Source organism: Ruegeria sp. HKCCA4633 (genome assembly GCF_013034605.1).
GTDB lineage: Bacteria > Pseudomonadota > Alphaproteobacteria > Rhodobacterales > Rhodobacteraceae > Ruegeria.
The window spans coordinates 322,534-340,422 of the sequence record NZ_WQGJ01000001.1 but is presented as its reverse complement, the minus strand read 5'-3'; the positions used below and the strand labels follow the sequence as shown (position 1 = coordinate 340,422).

The following is a 17,889-nucleotide window of genomic DNA, read 5'->3' as shown; positions in this document are numbered from 1 at the left end:
TCTTCGATACCAAACGACAAGAGGGCGCCATGCGCATTGCACGAGACCTTGCCGACGCAGTCGGGAAAACACCGCTGATCCGGTTAAAGCGCATCAGTGAAGAAACCGGTTGCGAAATCCTGGGGAAGGCCGAGTTCATGAACCCTGGCCAGTCCGTCAAGGACCGTGCGGCGCTGTATATTATCCGGGATGCGATTGCGCGGGGCGAATTGAAACCCGGCGGAACAATTGTCGAAGGGACAGCAGGCAACACGGGGATCGGCCTGGCCCTGGTCGGAGCTTCGATGGGGTTCAAGACAGTGATTGTCATCCCCGAAACCCAGTCCGAAGAAAAGAAAGACATGCTGCGTCTGGCAGGCGCTCAGCTTGTGCAGGTTCCTGCCGCGCCTTACCGCAACCCCAACAATTTCGTGCATTACTCGCGCCGTTTGGCCGAGAAGTTGGCCAAGACCGAACCCAATGGCGCGATTTGGGCCAACCAATTTGACAATGTGGCCAACCGTCAGGCGCATGTGGAAACAACAGGCCCTGAAATTTGGGAACAGACGGACGGCAAGGTCGATGGTTTTGTCTGTGCCGTAGGATCTGGTGGAACGTTGGCCGGCGTGGCCGAGGCGCTGCAGCCCAAGGGTGTTAAGATCGGTCTGGTCGATCCGATGGGGGCAGGGCTTTATTCCTATTATACCACCGGCGAAATCGCGATGGAGGGGGGCTCGATTGCCGAAGGCATCGGTCAGGTTCGCATCACAAAGAACCTGGAAGGGTTTAAACCGGACTTCGCATACCAGATGAGCGACAACGAAGCGCTGCCGTATATCTTTAACCTGCTGCGCGAAGAAGGTCTGGTCATGGGGGGCTCGACCGCGATCAACATGGCCGGTGCGGTACGTCTGGCCAAAGAATTGGGGCCGGGCCATACCATCGTTACTATTCTCTGTGACTATGGCACACGCTATCAGTCCAAACTGTTTAATCCGGAATTCCTGCGTGAAAAAGAATTGCCTGTGCCGGATTGGATGACAGAGGCCCCCCGTAGTATTCCCGGCGTATTCGAGGACGTGTGATGCTGGCACAGGTCCGCCTGTTTTTGGTCCTGGTATTTTTGTGCCTTGTTGGGTTCACAAGCAGCGCGAATGCGCAGTTGACCGATCGGCAAAGCGAGTACTACCAGGGGTGGCTAAGAACGGCGGACCGAGCTGAATCCGTGATCGAGGCGAACCGCGCCTCGGACGCGGCGTTAGAGAATTTACGTTCCGAAATAAACAATTACAGGGACGACTTCAATCGAGCACGCGGAGCAAATACTGACCGTATCAACACGTTGCAAAGTCAAATCAAGGCTTTGGGTCCAAAACCCGAAGGGGACGCGCCCGAGCCTGAAGACATAGCTCAGCTTCGGGCCCATCTTGAAGAACAGCTAAACAGCCTCCGTGTGCCGCGTATCATATCTGAAGAGGCTTACAGCCGTGCAAATGGGCTGATCAGCGAAATAGACCAAATCCTGCGCACACGGCAAAAAAAAGAATTCTTTGAGCAGGGTCCATCGCCGATAAACCCGTCACACTGGGGCCCAGCATGGGTGGATATCAAAGAAGCAATCCAGAGCCTGACAAATGAAACGGTAACCAATCTGCGATCAGACGTCGTACGTGAACAGATTCGTGATCGCGGACTGGCGATCTTTGTATTGTTGGTCATTGCGGCTGTACTGCTCATCTTTGGTAAACGTTGGTCTGAACGGGGTGGGGATTATTTGAGGTCCCTGGCTGGTGCCGGTACGGGTGTATGGTCTTTTGCCATATCCCTATTTCGCATTCTGCTGCCTTGGGTTGGGGTGTTGGCCGTGGTCGTAGCAATCAGCCTCACCGGCGTGACCGGGTTGAGGGGAAGCTTGCTTCTGGAAAACGTCCCTTATTGGGCAGCGATCATTTTGTTTTATGACTGGATTGGTCGTCAAGCATATGTGATTGGGGCGTCACAAGGGTTCAAAAGGTTGTCTGCTGCGCGAATTTCCGAACTTCGCGTGTATATCGATCTACTCGCTGTGCTGTTGGTTCTGCACGGAATGGCGCTTTTGTTTGAACGTATTGAAAACGTTTCCGACGCGACCCGTGCCGTCGTAAGTTTTCCGATTATCGTCGCAACAGCGTTGTTGCTTTTGCGAATACGCCAGATTCGATCAACAGACAGCTCAGATCAATCTGCTGCAACCGGCTCTGCGGGTTTCAGTCAAGTCGTAGAGTTCTTGCGTCGGGCGTTGTTCCTCTTGGGCATCAGTTCTCCTGTCCTTGCGATCTTCGGGTACACCAATGCCTCTGAAGCCATCGTGTTTCCAGCGGTGAAAACACTTGTGCTGATCGGCGCGCTGGTCATCCTGCAACGATTTATCAGTCAAGTTTACGGTTGGATCACCGGGCAAGGAGACGCGGCGCGGGATTCGCTGTTTTCGGTATTGGTTGGATTTGCACTGGCCATCATCGCGTTGCCTATTCTGGCGATATACTGGGGCGCGCGTAAAACTGATCTGCTGGAAGCATGGTCGCGGTTGCTGCTTGGATTTGACATTGGTGGCGTCACAATCTCTCCCACCAATTTCCTGACCTTTGTTGCTGTTTTTGCGATCGGCTACACCCTGACGCGACTGTTGCAAAGCGGCTTGCGCAATTCGCTTCTTCCGAAAACCAAAATCGACCCCGGTGGTCAGAACGCAATTGTATCCGGGTCTGGTTATGTCGGGATCACGATAGCCGCGCTGATCGCAATCATGGTGGCAGGCTTTGATTTGTCATCGCTGGCCATTGTTGCGGGTGCACTGTCTGTTGGGATCGGCTTTGGCCTGCAAACGATCGTGTCCAATTTTGTGTCGGGCATCATTCTTCTGGTCGAGCGCCCGATCTCGAAGGGGGACTGGATCGATGTGAACGGGATGATGGGTTATGTCCGTGACATCTCGGTTCGGTCGACCACGATTGAAACCTTTGACCGAACCGATGTTATCGTTCCGAACTCGGATTTGATCAGCGGCGTGGTGACCAACTATACACGTGGCAACACGATCGGACGCGTCATCGTTCCTGTGGGCGTAGCGTATGGCACTGATACGCGACAGGTTGAAACCATTCTGGGCGAGGTTGCTAATAACCACCCGATGGTTTTGGCCAACCCTGCACCCAGCGTTGTTTTCCAAGGGTTTGGTGCGGATTCCCTGGATTTCGAGATCCGCGCAATCTTGCGTGATGTGAACTGGGTATTGTCCGTGAAATCGGACATGAACCATGAAATCAACCGCAGATTCGCAGAAGCCGGGATTGAGATTCCCTTTGCTCAGCGAGATGTTTGGTTGCGCAATCCTGAAGCTCTCCAACCTGCTGAAAATGAAAAGCAGGGGCCTGTTAAGCCTGAGCCAAGCACGCCAAACACTCTTTCGAACAGGCCCGTGGATATGACAGAGGCTGATTTGGATCCCGATACCGGGGATGAGGTGTGATTGCGTAACTGCTGCCTCTGAACGGGCAGGTATTTGCGTTGTGAAAGCCGCGTGAGAACTGAATAACTTATTTGTTCCGTTCCCGATTTTTCGCCACATTGGGGCCTTGCAAATCTAACCGCATTGGTCCAAATAACGCCGACACGGAGAGGTGGCCGAGTGGTCGAAGGCGCACGCCTGGAAAGTGTGTAGGCGGGAAACCGTCTCCAGGGTTCGAATCCCTGTCTCTCCGCCATAACCTTCCTAAAATTGACGGCAGTAGGCGAACTGGTGCTGGTCGAGTTGTTTCACTGTTGGCAAACTTCGAAACTTTCGTGATGAACGAACGGGTGGGAGCGGTCATTAAATCTCGGCGCTTGCGTTTGCTACATCTGCTGCATTGATCCCTTGAAGTTGTTCACCCGCTGAAACCTGTGGCGGTTCTGGTTTGTATTCCCCAAAAGTTCTCCGTCGGCCGGATCGGGTAGATCATAAACGTTAACAAAAATATCAAATTGATATAGACTTGTGGTGTTATTGATCAGTAACGCGCGGGTATTCGTGTGGCACAGACACTTTATGAAAAGTATGGCGGCTTCAAAACAATCAGCCGCGTAGTAATGACCTTCTATGAGATGGCATTGGATTCTGACGAAATCGGCCATTACTTCGAAGACATCGATATGCCCCGTCTGATCGACCATCAGACGAAGTTTGTGTCTTCGTTAATCGGCGGTCCTGCATCCTTCAACGACGACAGAATTGAAGCTGTTCATCGGCATCTGAACATCTCGCACGATGAATTCGACGTCATGGCGGAACTGTTCGGCGATGCGCTGAGCGTTCATGGCATGTCGGACAATGACATCAAAACAGCGCTGGCTGCAATTGAGGGCAAACGGTCCATCATCGTCGTCCGGACAGCGGCATGAGCATACTGGCAATCAATGAGCAACTGTTGCGTGCCATTGGTGTTGGTGTCGCCGTGGTTCGTGCCTCGGATCTGGAGTTTGTGTTTCACAACGGACCTTTCGCGGAATGGTTTGGGGTACCAGAAGAAGGCAATACGCTTACAGACATTCTGCCGGACCTCGACTCCAAAGAGCTGGAGGATGTCAAACAATCTGGCCTTAGGTATTCCGTCGAGCTTCAGATCAAACCAAAACGCCGAACGTTGATCTTTGCGGTGGCAGTGTCTCTGGCCAATGGTCTTTCTGAACAGGTGCTGATTGTCGAATGTCAAAACATCACGCGCATTCGCGAGTTGGAAAGCATGATCGACAGCTATTCCACTATGGTCGAGCGCAATACCCGAGAACTTGAGCGCGAAAAGGAGAGGGTGGAGCGTCTGTTGCTGAACCTGATGCCAAAAGCTGTGTATGAAGAATTTAAGACCTTTGGTGTCGTGACACCGCAGCTGTACCAGCAGGTTTCGGTGGTCATGCTGGATTTTGTCGGGTTCACCGATTTTGCTGCCAAAACGGATCCGACCGTGACCCTTAGTGAGCTGAACGATATTTTCACAGCCTTTGACCGCATCGTCGAGCAATTCGGGTGCGAGCGGATAAAGACAATTGGTGACGCTTATCTGGCGGTGTCCGGCATGCCTGACCCAACCCCGGATCACGCCACGGCCGTTGCACATTGTGCCGTACGTTTTCTGCGTTATCTGGAGCGCCGGAACGAAAGCCACCCGCATAAATGGCAGGCCAGGATCGGTTTGGGGATGGGGGCTGCGGTCGGATCGGTCGTCGGTATTCAAAAATATGTCTATGACGTTTTTGGTCCGGCTGTGAATATTGCTTCCCGCTTGCAAGTATTTGCCAACCCGATGAATATCGTGGCCCCGGAAGAGATGAAATATGCGCTGATCGACGAATTTCAGGTTTCTGACCTTGGGTGTGTCGACATCAAGGGTATCGGCGAGATGGACCTGATCAATGTGACCTCAGGTCTGAGCATGCCACAGGGCAACAGGTTGCTCTGACCTGTTTCAGTCGTCCTGCGGAATGAGGCCAAGACCGCGCAGGTAAATGCCAATTCCACTTTCCAACAATTCTTCGGGTGGGAAAGGTGAAGTCGCGCCCGTGTTGCGCGCGAACAGTTCAACAACACCGTGGCTCATCGCCCAGATATGAGCGCTGAACATTGATGCAGGTGGGCGTTTTTCTGGCGGAATATGTTGAGACAGATCCGCCGCTGCTTTTTCCAAAACCGATTTGGCGCGATTGGCCGCCAGCGAGAGCTCGGTCGTCCGGTTTAACGAAATCCCACTCTCGAACATGGCGATGTAATGGCCGGGGTTCTTGCGGGCAAAGGCCAGATAGGCGCGTCCGGTTGCCTCGAATGCCGCCAGCGCTGACGGTTGCCCCTTGTCATAGGCATATTGCATGAGGTCAGCGAACATCTCGAACCCTTGCCGCGCGGCCTCGGCAATCAGGTCCTCGCGCCCCTGAAAATGGCGATATACAGCTGCGGGCGTCACTCCGGCGGTTTTTGCGGCTTCGGACAGAGTGAAACCGGTCGGGCCTTTTACTTCGATCAGGGACAAGGCGGCCTCGACCAAAGCCTGTTTCAGGTTCCCGTGGTGATAACCGCGTTTCGTCATCCAGCCCTCAGTTGTTTTGATTCAGTGTTAAAAAGCAACGAGATAGCGCATACATGTGCGACCGTCCAACCTTTGCCACCATATGGACGCGATGAAACGAGGGTTTATGCATCCCAAATATCCGGGCCACCGCAAATCTTTGGATCAATCCTTCCGATGCTCTTTTTGTCTTTCTCATCATAGTCCAACGCGTGCAGCACGGTGCGAATGGCAGCGAGACGTGCGCGTTTTTTGTCGTCTGAACGTACAATCGTCCAAGGGCATACGTCGGTGTGCGATCTGGTCAGCGTTTCCGAGATCGACTGTGTATACTCATCCCACTTGTTCAGCCCCGCCACATCGATCGGGCTAAGCTTCCACTGTTTCAGAGGGTCTGTTTCACGCGCCAAAAAGCGGTTCAGCTGCTCTGCACGCCCGACATTGAGCCAGAACTTGAAAAGTTGAATGCCGTCATTCGCCAGACCCATTTCCAGCGGCAAAACCTGACGGAAAAACCGCTCACGTTCCTCCTGTGTACAAAACCCGAAAACATTCTCGACGACACCCCGGTTGTACCAGCTTCGGTCAAAGAACACGATTTCGCCCGCAGCAGGCAGGTGAGAGATATAACGCTGAAAATACCATTGGCTGCGTTCCGCGTCTGAAGGTTTGGCAAGTGCTACGTTGCGCGCGCCGCGCGGGTTCAGGTTTTCACGGAACCGTTTGATGGTGCCACCTTTGCCGGCGGCGTCACGACCTTCAAAGATGATCGCCACCCGCTGGTCGGTTTCTTTCACCCAGGACTGCATCTTGACCAGCTCGATCTGGAGAAGATCCATCTGATCGTCATAGTCCTTGGTCTTCATTTTCTCGCGATAGGGGTAAGAGACGTTCAGAATATCCCCTTTTCCTGATTTTTTGATTTCTTCCCGCACCGCTTTGGGAGCGTCTTTTTGATAATATCTTTCGATTGAACCTTTTTCGGACCGGGCCATATGTCACCTCGCGATAAAATCCATATCTTACTATGGATTAGAGCCCTGACTAACGCAAACCTGCGCGCTGTGCCGCACGATCTATTGCGGCTGCAACTTCCGGGGCGGCGACCACCTGTGGCATATGTCCGATACCGGGCAACTCGATAAGTTCGGCCCCGGGAATCTGGTCAATCAGGCGTTCTGAATGCCATTCAAGACCAACCGTATCGTCAGCGGTTCCGTGGATGATTTCCGTCGGTACGGAAATCTCGCTATATCTTGGCTGTAGGCGTGTGATCTCATCCAACAGATTGGCGCGCTGTTTGGCGTTTGCGTGCATCGAACCCTGCCGGATCGTTAGCCCGGGACCGAAGTGTTCGGCATATCCCTTGGGCGCTGATTGCGGTGCAAACACTTTGTCCAGCGCTTGGGTGACATACCAGTCGGGTATGAACGAGCTGATCAGGGGCAGGGCCAGCGCATTGCCTGCGGTGGTTGAGGCCAGCCGGTTGAACCCATCCAAAGGTGTTTCCCACGGGATAGCAGCGGGGGCGATCAGAACAAGGGCCGAGATGTTATCAGGACGCGTCACAGCCCAGGCAAGCGAGACCGACCCGCCATAGCTTTGGCCTGCAACGATGGGTTTATCCGCCCCAAGCTGAGCCGCTGCACGTTGCAGAATATCTGCTTGTTCGATGATAGTTTCACCGTTGGGGTTAAAGCTTTCAGAATAACCCAGACCAGGACGATCAAACACGATGACACGGAAGTTCTGCGCCAGAATGGGGGCCAGCGCGAAGGTCATGTCACGTGTGTTCCCGCTGGATCCGTGGATCAGAACGACATCCGGGCCTTCTCCCATGACAACGGCATGAACGGCGATGCCGTCGACATCCAGGAAATGACCTTCTGGCGGAAAGGCTGCCTCGGCCATCGCCTCATTCCTGGCGCTGCGCCAAGCGGTCAAAACGGCCAGGCCTAAAACGATAAGACCAATGGATATCAAAGCTTTACTTGCCAATTTCACTCATATCAAAAGGTGTGGACTGATAGATCTCGTTGATCCAGTTGCCATACAGCAGATGCGCATGGCTGCGCCATCGGTTCTGTGGCGTCTTAGAAGGGTCATCATCCGGGTAGTAGTTGACCGGCACGTTGATTGGCGTGCCATTGGCAACGTCCCGGTCATATTCCTGTTTCAACGTATCGCTGTCATATTCGAAATGGTTGAAGATATAGAGTGCACGGTGCTCGGGATCTTCGACCAGACAAGGGCCCACGTCATCGCTACCCAGAAGAGTATTCAGACCAGAGGCGCGATCAATTTCATCTTGTTTCATTTCCGTCCAGCGGCTGACCGGGATCACACAATCATCCGAGAACCCACGCAAGAACGGCGAGGCCGGGTTCAGGTTCCGGTGGCGGAAACAACCAAAGGCCTTGGCATCCAGCATGTGTTTACGCACGCCGTGGAAATGGTTGATCATCGCCATACCGCCCCAGCAGACACCAAAGGTGGAATGAACATTCGTTTGCGTCCATTCGAAGACCTTGCTGATCTCTTCCCAATAGGTGACGTCGTCAAATTCCAGATGCTCGATCGGCGCACCCGTAATGATCAGACCGTCAAACTTCTGGTCTTTGACCTCCTGAAAGGGGCGGTAAAACTCCGACATGTGTTCTGCCGCAGTGTTCCTGGTACGATGTTCCGTCATGCGGATCAGGGACAGGTCGATCTGCAAGGGCGTCGCACCAATCAGGCGGGCGAACTGGTTTTCCGTCTGGATTTTCTTGGGCATCAGATTCAACAACCCGATGCGCAAAGGTCGAATGTCCTGACGCATGGCCTGATCTTCATCCATGACCATGACGCCTTCTTTCGTCAGGACGTCAAAAGCAGGAAGATCAGATGGGATTTTGATGGGCATGTGTTAGACTTCGAAGAGAATAAGGAAAACTGCTAGTTAGGCGTTCTTGGGCTCGGTCTCAAGGGTGCGCTCGATCAACTCATCGAAATCAGCCGCATCGCGGATCTTACCAATGTCATCTGCGGCAATCGTCACGCCCCAGTTTTTGGCCATCGCCTCATAGCGAGGCTGTCGGTGCGCCAGAGCCTGTGCATAGGTCCAGCGGACAAAATCATCGGGGTTTACATCGGATTCTGCGCACCCTTTTTGATCCAGATACTCGGCCCATGTGCGGGTCAGAAAGTCGGCTTGATAAGACATGGGTTTGGGTGCTTTATCGAACCGGCGTACCAATTCGGTTGTGTGTCCTTCATCATCCTTCAGCCAGATCATAAGAGTGTGACGGGACAGCTCTGACAAGATCTGATCCTTGGGGTCTTCGGGGTCGACCCATTCGCAGATCGAACCGCCCGTATCACAAATAAAATGCGGGTATTCATACAAACGTTCAGCACGATCGATGAAATACTCGGTGTCAAGAAGGGCGTGAATTTCCGCCAGGCGGAACTGTTCCTGTCTGCGACGGTACTCTGGCATCTCAAGCCCACCCAGAGCCGGATTGCCTGGTTTGCCAAGATAGGTGGCAACTGGGGTCAGGTTTTCGAACGAAATGTTCGAGCCGATAAAGATCGAATCCGACAACAGCAGTTCTCGTAGAAACGGAACCTTCATAGCCTCGGCCTTGGCGTTGTCGGTGATGTATTCGCCCATGTATCGTGTGCCGATCCGGTAATCGATCGAATAGTGGAACCAGTTCCCAGAATCCCTGAGGATGTTAGAGACATAGGTCTTGCCCAGGCCAGACATGCCAAAGAACAGCACTTTCTTGCGGCGGGCGGTGCGCCAGTCTTCGGCGGAGGTGTAAATCATGGTGAGCTGTCGTCCCTATTTTTGCCTTTGCTAAATCGGGCAACGGACGACGTCAATCACGACGGCTAGAGCGATTGAGTACCAAAAGACCCGTGGCAAGAATGCCAAAGCCCAAATAGGCATTGGGGGGCAGGGCTTCACCGCGCAGTAATGACCCCAGAACGATGGCGACAGGGGGAATAACCAGTGTCACCAACATCAGATTGCCACTGCCGGCCATGGCCAGAACACGGTAGTACAGCAGATAGGCCCCGGCGGTTGCAACGATCGCATAATATGCGATGGCAGCCCAGGTGACGGCTGGCAAAACCAGACTTGGCCAGCCGTCGATCATAAGTGTCAGCGGAAGGACCAAAATGGTCGATCCCGTCAACATGCCAGCCGCAGCAACGATCGGTGGAAGGTCGGACAGAGCGTATCGGGCCCACGCGGCCGCAAAGGCGTACGAAACTGTTCCTGCCAGTACCGCAAGCTGCGCTGTGCTTTGCAGGCTGAACCCAATGAAGTTTTGAATCCCGATGGCAATCGTGACGCCGATAAAGCCTAGACATACGCCAAACAGACGCGACCTTGTCAGGCGTTCATCGCGAAAAAACAGTGCTGCAACCAGCACTCCAAAAACGGCGGTTGTTGCGTTCAGAATCGCGGTCAATCCGGTGTCGATGTAGAGCTGCCCCCAAGCCATGAGGCTGAAGGGGATGGCATTGTTGAGCAGCCCCATGATCAGAAACGCACCCCAAACCCGAGGCGCACGCGGCACTTTGTGCCCTTGGGCCCATACGACAAGCCAAAGCACCAGCATGGCCCAGAAGGTGCGATGCAGAACGGACGTCATGACTGGAATCGTGTCCAGCGCGATTCGGATCGAGACAAAGGACGCGCCCCAGATGATGCCAAGCAGTAAAAGCTCGACCCAGGCGCGGGGTGAGAGGTGTTTTTGAGCACTCATGGCGTCACTGTCTCATCCAGGGGCTTATACCGCGACCCGGTTCTTGCGAAAAAGCCCCGCTGAAACAGCGGGGCTTTGACATGTACTGAGATGGTGGCGATCAGTTCAGAGCGTATGTGATCTGGAACCCAACACTCCAGGCGCTGTTGCCTGTGAATGTTGCGCGCGCACCGGGACCAGCGCCGTCTGCTGTTGCGTCGCCAATATCCGTATAGCGAATGCCGCCAGAAATCTGTGCATTCTCAAGAGAGTAGGTGCCGCCTACGCCGATGCTCCAGAAACCATCGGTCGGACCGAGGTTTGAAACCGGGGTACCTTGAGACGACTCGTAGCCAAGAGTCACAGCGCCGGAGAACTCTTCCGAGAACTGGTAGCCCAAACCCAGCGAGTAGGTGAAGGTGGCATCGTCATAGTCAACAAGGTTGCTGGTCGGTGGATAGTTTGGCGGGTTGTAAACCAGCTGTGGCCAGTCGACCCAACGTACCGATCCGAACAGCAAGGTTTTGGGGGCAACACCTGTCTGGAAGTCCAGATTGATGGACTGGGGCGTTTCAATTTCGCTGTTGGTGTTGAAGGTTGCAACCGTTCCCGGAGGAATTGGGGGAATTGGCGGTGGGTTCAGAGATTCTGTCTGCGAAAGATCATGGCTGATCTTCGAGTTGTAGGTCAGAGAGACGCGGGCCGCGATCTCAGGCTTTTCCCAGGCTACACCAATTACGTACCCAAATGCTGTGTCGGCGTTCGTGTCTACGTTATAGCCCGCAGCAAGTGGTACGGTGACTGACGCTTTTACGCGCTGCGCACGAATGCCGCCGATGGCACTAAAGCCTCCGTCGAACTTATAGCGCAACAATGCGGTGATCGCATCCGTGTCCGCCGTTGCCCTCAGAACGTCCGACCGACCACCGGGAATTGGGTTGATCGACAGTGGATAATTAGCTGCATATTGGATGTCAGCGCCAAAAGGCTGATCATACATGATCGCGAAATCAAGCTGTTCGGTCAGCGCCGCCTTGTAGCCCAGGTGCGGCGTAAAAAAGTCGTTCGCCACCTCGCCAGAGTCTTGAGGTTGACCAATGTTTGGACCTGCTAATGCAGGCATTGTTCCGGTCACGCTTGGATTGGTATATCCAAGACGGAACTGCACGACCGAGCCTTCTTCGAAAATCAAATTGATCCCCTGACCGCTTCGGTCAAGGCCACCTGCATGGGCTGTCGCGGCCCCAACGCACAGCGCGCAGGTTGTGAGTAATGTTCTTTTCATTCTGTCCTCCCTGTAGGTCTCCTGCGGGTTTTATTGGCGACTGTAGTGAGTGAATAGATCGCCTGCCCGTTGTATTCCGCACGATACTTTCTTTTTGGTTACTTTAAGGTCAACTGGTGACGGAGCGTTACTTGGTTCGACTCATGTTTGAAGTTGTTGCCAAATTGCTACGATTTTCAGACCAGGTATTTAAAAAGATGCCAGAGAAAATGACCGCAGCACCGATTAGAACCCAATGGTCGATGGGTTCGTGATAAAGGATCATGCCAACGACCGCTATCGTGGGAAGCCGGGCAAAGTCGAATGGAATGACGACGGTGGCCGGGGCAATGGCCAGCGCATTGGTGATGCAGAAATGGGCCAGCAATCCGGCCAACCCTACAAGTACAAGATAAGGGGCCGTGGTTGCGTTCGGCAGTGAAACCTGACCATCGAAACCCGCCGCTACAGCCCCCAATACAGCCTGCATGGCCGTTAACCAGAAAACGATGCACCCAATGCTGGCGAATCGTGTGAGTTTCTTGGTGGTGATCGTTGTAAAGGCAAAGAAAATCGCCGACAGCGCCGCGGTAACAAGGCCGGGGCTCAGCGGTGCCGAGCCGGGTCGGGTGACGATCAAAACGCCTGCAAATCCGATAAGCGCTGCTACAATCTTAAGCGGGGTCAGGCGTTCTTTGAGAAACAGAGGGGACAGCAGAATGACCCAGAGGGGTTGCGTAAATTCCAGCGCAAAGACCTGCGCCAACGGGGCCACCGCAAGCGCATAGAACCACAGGTTTTGTCCTGTGAAATGCAGTGTGTTGCGTATGGCGTGCAATCCCAAGCGTTCCGTTGAAACCTGCGTCCAGTTGCCTGTGACGGTTAAAACGACAGCCACGGTAAAGAAACCCACGATGCTGCGGTACATCATGATCTCGAAAGTGTCGTGGGTCAGGCTCAACTCGCGCCCGGCAACGGCCATGGATGAAAAAGAGGCAATGGCACCGGTCATCCAGAGTGCAGCTTGAAGTGTTTTTGCTTGTGGCTGTGTCACGATAAATCTGCTGATCCGGGTGCGCCTACACAGCACTCTTAGGCATTCCGAATGTCAACGGGTCAATGGTCGTTTAGGTATGGAAAAGCCCAAATGCGCTACAATAAAAACAATACCGCTGGGCGACAGCAGTTAAATAGCATAACTCACAGAGTTTACGCGGTTTTCCAAAACCCGATCTACTGCGCATCGGCTCTGGTTGCAGGTGCATTCGATTTGCAGAACGTGGATCAAAGCGACCAACGTATCTGCAAATCCGAATTTCCCAACACTATTGGTCCTGAGTGTTGAGTAGAAAACGCCCGTGCTCAATGTGGCTGGTTTATTCCCACTCGATTGTTCCGGGCGGTTTCGATGTGATGTCATAGGTGCATCGGTTGATGCCTTTGACCTCGTTTATGATCCGCGTGGCGGTTTCGCCCAGGAACTCATGGCTGAACGGATAGTAGTCAGCGGTCATACCGTCGACTGAGGTGACGGCCCGCAACGCGCAGGCATAGTCATAGGTACGACCGTCGCCCATGACACCCACGGTGCGTACAGGCAGGATGGCGACAAACGCCTGCCAGATTTCGTCATACAAGCCATGCTTGCGAATCTGGTCGATATAAACGGCATCGGCCTCGCGCAGAATTTCCAGCTTCTCACGGGTGATCTCGCCGGGGCAGCGGATTGCCAAGCCCGGTCCGGGGAAGGGGTGGCGGCCGATGAAGCTCTGCGGCAGTCCGAGTTCACGGCCCAGTGCGCGGACTTCGTCCTTGAAGAGTTCACGCAGCGGTTCGACCAGTTTCAAACCCATCTTTTCCGGCAGGCCACCCACGTTGTGGTGCGACTTGATGGTCACCGAAGGCCCACCCGAGAAGGACACCGACTCGATGACATCCGGATAGAGCGTACCCTGAGCCAGGAATTCAGCACCCTCGATGGTGTCGGCGTGTTTCTGGAACACGTCGATGAACAGCTTGCCGATGATCTTGCGCTTGGTTTCCGGGTCGCTTTGACCTTCGAGTTCGCCCAAGAACAACTCGGTTTCGTCTGCATGGATCAGCTGAATATTATAGTTGTCGCGGAACATGCCCACGACCTCTTCGGCCTCGTTTTTACGTAGCAAACCGTGGTCCACGAAGACACATGTCAGCTGATCCCCGATGGCTTCGTGGATCAGGATCGCCGCGACCGAGCTGTCGACCCCGCCGGACAGACCGCAGATGACCTTCTTGTCGCCGACCTGTTCGCGTATTTTGCGGATCATCTCTTCGCGATAGGCACCCATGGTCCAGTCGCCCTTGAAACCCGCCAGCTTGACGAAATTCTCGTACAGTTTAGCACCTTTGGGCGTGTGATGGACCTCGGGGTGGAATTGCACTGCATAGAAGTGGCGCGATGCGTCAGCCGTGATCGCGTAAGGCGCGTTGGGCGAGGTGCCAAAGACCTCAAACCCGGGCGCGATTTCACTGACGTGATCGCCGTGGCTCATCCAGACCTGCTCATCCCCATCGACGAACCAGCCGTCCAGAACATCCAAGGTGTTTTCAGGGGTGACAAAAGCCCGACCAAATTCAGCAGTGCCGTGGCCGCTTTCCACCTTGCCGCCCAGTTGATGCATCATCACTTGCTGGCCATAACAGATGCCCAGAATTGGTACGCCATAGTCGAAAATCTCTTGCGGTGCGCGAGGCGAACCTTCGCGTGTCACGCTGTCGGGACCACCCGAGAAGATCACGGCGCGCGGGGCCATTTCCCGCACGAAATCCATCGTGACGTTCTGATATGGGTGGATTTCGCAGTAGACATTCAGCTCACGTAGGCGGCGGGCAATGAGCTGCGTTACCTGGCTGCCGAAGTCGATGATCAGAAGGCGGTCATGGGATGTCTGGGTCATGCCTGCGCCTTAGGGCAAGCCCGCTCAATTCGCAAGGGCGACATCCAATTCCTGTGGATTTTCAGGACCGGAAAAAAGCCAATTGTAAAAGTTTTGTAACAAAAATATGACAACCGGATGGAATCCTAGTCTGGATTCGTCTGGATAAGGATCATGAATTGCCGATTTCGATAGAAATTGCTGCGTTGAATCTGGCGCTGGCGTTGTTTTGCGGCGCATTGATCGGGTCGGAACGGCAAGTCCGACAGAGGATGGCGGGTTTGCGCACAAACGCACTGGTGGCCCTGAGCGCTGCGGCCTTTGTTGTGTTTTCTGCGCTGTTTCCGGATGAAGTCAGCCCAACCCGAGTGGCGGCACAGGTCGTATCCGGTATTGGATTTTTAGGGGCTGGGATCATCTTTCGTCACGGCTTCACGATCCACGGTCTGAATACGGCCGCAACCTTATGGTGTTCGGCGGCGGTTGGAATGATGGCGGGGACGGGGGCTTGGCTGTTCGCTTTGATGATGACGGGCTTCGTCATTTTCGTGAACCTGGGTCTCAGGCCATTGGTAAAATGGCTCAAGCGTACAACACGGGCCGGGGTTCCGTTGACGCAAGAATTCAAGATTCTGCTGCAATGCAAGGAAGAGACGCAGGCCGATGCGCGTGTCGCGGTTCTGAAGGCTCTGGCCCAAAATGACATTCGAATTGTGGGGTTCGAAAAAGGAGACGGCGCAGACGGGTCGCAAACAATCGCGGTTTTGGTTTCGATGGAAGTCCACCCCGAAGAGCTTCAGCACAAGGTGGTTGCGCCACTTATGCTGGAACCGAGTATCGAGAGTATTGAGTGGGATAGCGTTTCGGAAGCCTGATGAACTTTGACGTGATGTTCACCGCCAAGTAGGGTGGCAATGTCGCTTTTCCCCCTAGAGCGCCGCAATCCCGATGCCTACGATTCGGTAAACCTGTATCTAAAGCTTCAATCTAACCAACCAGACGGGATTTTCTCATGGCAGAGGCAAACACCCGGCGCAGGGCAAGAGGTGGCGGTGGCGCCGCCCGCCGAGCCGAGCGCACCGCAGTCAGAATAGAGACCGCGAAATACATCGAACGTAACATTCCGAATTTCGAGGTCCTTAATGAAGAGGCGCTTGAAATCATCGAAAACAACGCGGAAACCGTGTTGGAAGAGATCGGTGTTAACTTCGTCGACAACCCCGCTGCGATTGAACGTTGGCGTGAAGTCGGTGCCGATGTTGATGGGGAACGTGTTCGCATCCCGCGCGGCCTTGCGCGCAAGTTGATCAAGACTGCTCCAAGCCAGTTCACACAGCACGCCCGCAACCCCGAGAAATCGGTGGTTATCGGCGGTCGCAACATGGTTCTTGCTCCGGTCTACGGACCTCCGTTTGTGCGCGATGCGCAAGGTGGCCGTCGTTATGCGACCATGGACGACTTCAACAAGTTCGTGAAACTGGCCTATATGTCCAAATGGTTGCATCACTCGGGCGGTACCGTATGCGAACCAACCGACATTCCGGTGAACAAGCGCCACCTGGACATGCTGAAGGCGCATATGACGCTGTCTGACAAACCCTTCATGGGCTCGGTGACCGACCCCAGCCGGGCTCAGGACTCGGTCGAAATGTGCGAGATCCTGTTCGGTAAGGAGTTCGTGCAGGAAAACACAGTGATGACTTCGCTGACCAACATCAACTCACCGATGACCTTCGACGACGTGATGATGGGCTCGCTTGAGGTATATGCCCGCAACAACCAGGCGTGCATCATCTCGCCCTTTATCGTGGGCGGTGCGATGGCTCCGGTTTCGGTTGCCGGTACCCTGACGCAGGTTTTGGCCGAGGTTATGACAGGTGTGGCTTACAGCCAAATTGTCCGTCCAGGCGCACCTGCAATCTTTGGCGCATTTGTCTCGTCGATCGACATGAACTCGGGCGCGCCCACCTTTGGCACGCCTGAAGCAGCCCACATCACCTATGGTGCAGGCCAGTTGGCGCGTCGCCTGAACCTGCCATACCGGTCGTCGGGCTCGTTCTGCGGGTCGAAGCTGCCGGACGCTCAGGCCGCTTATGAAACAGCAAACTCGCTTAACATGGGCCTGTTGTCTGGTGTGAATTTCATGTTGCATTCCTGCGGCTGGCTGGAAGGCGGTCTGGTGGCCGACTTCGAGAAGTTCGTCATGGATGCAGATCAATTGGGCGTTCTGCATTCGCTGGCCAAAGGTATCGCATATGATGACAACGCGCAGGCCATGGACGCGATCCGCGAAGTCGGCCCAGGCGGTCACTATCTTGGCTGTGCCCACACCCAGGCGAACTTCAAGGACGCCTTCTGGAAATCCGAACTGCTGGACTACAAACCTTATGAAACCTGGCAGGAAGAGGGCGCACGGGATACGCGCACGCTGGCAACTGCGCGGGTCGAACATTTGCTGGCCAATTACCAGCAACCGCAGATGGACCCGGATACAGCTGCGGCGTTGGAAGCCTATATTGCTGAGAAAAAAGCTTCCATGCCGGATGCATTCGCCTGATTACTGAAAAGCGTGGGCGCGGCTGGCCTGATACAGCTGCGCCTCACCCAACAATGCAATAAGCAAGTCCAGATGACGCACCAGTGAATAGGCAGCGTCGTCGTCTTTGCGTTGTGCATTCACTTCCTTTTCCATCTCTATCAAACGAAGCAGCGCCTGACCTGAACCCGGCAGCGAACCGTATCCCAAGATACGTTGCAGATGCCGGTCCCGATTGTAATCCTGCGCCCCGAATTTGGCGGCCCGCGTCAGCATACGTGGACGGCGAAGGGTTGTGATCATCGTCATCAGGTCCTGCATGTGGTGTATCCCTTTTCGTGAAGAATTCTGGGGGCTTTGTGACACAACCTAAGCGGGT

General features: G+C 54.4%; 16 protein-coding genes and 1 tRNA gene. 7 read left to right on the top strand and 10 right to left on the bottom strand.

Annotation, left to right across the window (positions count from 1 at the left end):
- The first annotated feature begins 29 nt into the window (after nt 1–29).
- From GOV85_RS01735 to GOV85_RS01715, 5 genes are all read left to right on the top strand, one after another.
- Complete coding sequence (locus GOV85_RS01735; RefSeq protein ID WP_171174399.1) at nt 30–1,064, top strand: cysteine synthase A; 1,035 nt, start codon at nt 30–32, stop codon at nt 1,062–1,064.
- The gene (locus tag GOV85_RS01730; protein WP_171174397.1) at nt 1,064–3,487 is read left to right on the top strand and encodes a DUF3772 domain-containing protein; all 2,424 of its coding nucleotides are present in this window, start codon (nt 1,064–1,066) and stop codon (nt 3,485–3,487) included. Before GOV85_RS01735 ends, GOV85_RS01730 begins: the two co-directional genes overlap by 1 nt.
- A 145-nt stretch (nt 3,488–3,632) precedes the next feature.
- Nucleotides 3,633–3,722: transfer RNA gene (locus tag GOV85_RS01725), tRNA-Ser, on the top strand.
- A 307-nt stretch (nt 3,723–4,029) separates the two neighbouring features.
- Complete coding sequence (locus tag GOV85_RS01720; protein WP_171174395.1) at nt 4,030–4,398, top strand: group 1 truncated hemoglobin; 369 nt, start codon at nt 4,030–4,032, stop codon at nt 4,396–4,398.
- Entirely contained in the window at nt 4,395–5,453 is a 1,059-nt protein-coding gene (locus tag GOV85_RS01715; protein WP_171174393.1) for an adenylate/guanylate cyclase domain-containing protein, read from the top strand. The genes GOV85_RS01720 and GOV85_RS01715 overlap by 4 nt, the downstream gene beginning before the upstream one ends.
- A gap of 6 nt (nt 5,454–5,459) precedes the next feature.
- Here GOV85_RS01715 and GOV85_RS01710 read toward each other — a convergent pair whose 3' ends face one another.
- The 9 genes from GOV85_RS01710 to guaA form a co-directional block, all read right to left on the bottom strand.
- Nucleotides 5,460–6,074, bottom strand: a complete 615-nt coding sequence (locus GOV85_RS01710) for a TetR/AcrR family transcriptional regulator (protein WP_171174391.1) — start codon at nt 6,072–6,074, stop codon at nt 5,460–5,462.
- Nucleotides 6,075–6,178: 104 nt separating this feature from the next.
- Nucleotides 6,179–7,048, bottom strand: a complete 870-nt coding sequence (ppk2, locus tag GOV85_RS01705) for a polyphosphate kinase 2 (protein WP_171174389.1) — start codon at nt 7,046–7,048, stop codon at nt 6,179–6,181.
- Nucleotides 7,049–7,097: 49 nt separating this feature from the next.
- The gene (locus tag GOV85_RS01700; protein WP_171174387.1) at nt 7,098–8,051 is read right to left on the bottom strand and encodes an alpha/beta fold hydrolase; all 954 of its coding nucleotides are present in this window, start codon (nt 8,049–8,051) and stop codon (nt 7,098–7,100) included.
- On the bottom strand, nt 8,041–8,958 hold the full coding sequence (gene metA, locus GOV85_RS01695) for a homoserine O-succinyltransferase (protein ID WP_171174384.1): 918 nt from the start codon (nt 8,956–8,958) through the stop codon (nt 8,041–8,043). The genes GOV85_RS01700 and metA overlap by 11 nt, the downstream gene beginning before the upstream one ends.
- Nucleotides 8,959–8,994: 36 nt before the next feature.
- A complete protein-coding gene (locus tag GOV85_RS01690; RefSeq protein ID WP_171174382.1) occupies nt 8,995–9,867 on the bottom strand; it encodes an ATPase in 873 nt (290 codons plus the stop codon).
- A gap of 52 nt (nt 9,868–9,919) precedes the next feature.
- On the bottom strand, nt 9,920–10,816 hold the full coding sequence (locus tag GOV85_RS01685; protein ID WP_171174380.1) for a DMT family transporter: 897 nt from the start codon (nt 10,814–10,816) through the stop codon (nt 9,920–9,922).
- Between the two features lie 100 nt (nt 10,817–10,916).
- The gene (locus GOV85_RS01680) at nt 10,917–12,080 is read right to left on the bottom strand and encodes an OmpP1/FadL family transporter (RefSeq protein ID WP_171174378.1); all 1,164 of its coding nucleotides are present in this window, start codon (nt 12,078–12,080) and stop codon (nt 10,917–10,919) included.
- Between the two features lie 127 nt (nt 12,081–12,207).
- Entirely contained in the window at nt 12,208–13,071 is an 864-nt protein-coding gene (locus GOV85_RS01675) for a DMT family transporter (protein WP_171176193.1), read from the bottom strand.
- A 364-nt stretch (nt 13,072–13,435) separates the two neighbouring features.
- Nucleotides 13,436–14,995 carry a glutamine-hydrolyzing GMP synthase gene (guaA, locus tag GOV85_RS01670; RefSeq protein WP_171174376.1) on the bottom strand — a complete coding sequence of 520 codons (1,560 nt, stop codon included), beginning with the start codon at nt 14,993–14,995 and terminating at the stop codon, nt 13,436–13,438.
- Nucleotides 14,996–15,153: 158 nt separating this feature from the next.
- Here guaA and GOV85_RS01665 point away from each other — a divergent pair, with 158 nt between their 5' ends.
- Nucleotides 15,154–15,849, top strand: coding sequence for an MgtC/SapB family protein (locus tag GOV85_RS01665; protein ID WP_171174373.1), 696 nt, complete (start codon nt 15,154–15,156; stop codon nt 15,847–15,849).
- Between the two features lie 137 nt (nt 15,850–15,986).
- Nucleotides 15,987–17,531, top strand: a complete 1,545-nt coding sequence (locus GOV85_RS01660; protein ID WP_171174371.1) for a trimethylamine methyltransferase family protein — start codon at nt 15,987–15,989, stop codon at nt 17,529–17,531.
- On the opposite strand, the gene GOV85_RS01655 is transcribed toward GOV85_RS01660, so the two are convergent.
- On the bottom strand, nt 17,532–17,831 hold the full coding sequence (locus tag GOV85_RS01655) for a DUF6477 family protein (protein WP_171174369.1): 300 nt from the start codon (nt 17,829–17,831) through the stop codon (nt 17,532–17,534). It abuts the gene before it with no gap.
- Nucleotides 17,832–17,889: the final 58 nt, after the last annotated feature.

Coding starts and splice junctions, on each gene's coding strand:
- GOV85_RS01710 (WP_171174391.1), bottom strand. CDS start 6,074: ATGACGAAACGCGGTTATCACCACGGGAACCTGAAACAGGCTTTGGTC.
- GOV85_RS01735 (WP_171174399.1), top strand. CDS start 30: ATGCGCATTGCACGAGACCTTGCCGACGCAGTCGGGAAAACACCGCTG.
- GOV85_RS01660 (WP_171174371.1), top strand. CDS start 15,987: ATGGCAGAGGCAAACACCCGGCGCAGGGCAAGAGGTGGCGGTGGCGCC.
- GOV85_RS01690 (WP_171174382.1), bottom strand. CDS start 9,867: ATGATTTACACCTCCGCCGAAGACTGGCGCACCGCCCGCCGCAAGAAA.
- metA (WP_171174384.1), bottom strand. CDS start 8,958: ATGCCCATCAAAATCCCATCTGATCTTCCTGCTTTTGACGTCCTGACG.
- GOV85_RS01730 (WP_171174397.1), top strand. CDS start 1,064: ATGCTGGCACAGGTCCGCCTGTTTTTGGTCCTGGTATTTTTGTGCCTT.
- GOV85_RS01675 (WP_171176193.1), bottom strand. CDS start 13,071: ATGACCGGTGCCATTGCCTCTTTTTCATCCATGGCCGTTGCCGGGCGC.
- guaA (WP_171174376.1), bottom strand. CDS start 14,995: ATGACCCAGACATCCCATGACCGCCTTCTGATCATCGACTTCGGCAGC.
- ppk2 (WP_171174389.1), bottom strand. CDS start 7,048: ATGGCCCGGTCCGAAAAAGGTTCAATCGAAAGATATTATCAAAAAGAC.
- GOV85_RS01685 (WP_171174380.1), bottom strand. CDS start 10,816: ATGAGTGCTCAAAAACACCTCTCACCCCGCGCCTGGGTCGAGCTTTTA.
- GOV85_RS01680 (WP_171174378.1), bottom strand. CDS start 12,080: ATGAAAAGAACATTACTCACAACCTGCGCGCTGTGCGTTGGGGCCGCG.
- GOV85_RS01655 (WP_171174369.1), bottom strand. CDS start 17,831: ATGCAGGACCTGATGACGATGATCACAACCCTTCGCCGTCCACGTATG.
- GOV85_RS01715 (WP_171174393.1), top strand. CDS start 4,395: ATGAGCATACTGGCAATCAATGAGCAACTGTTGCGTGCCATTGGTGTT.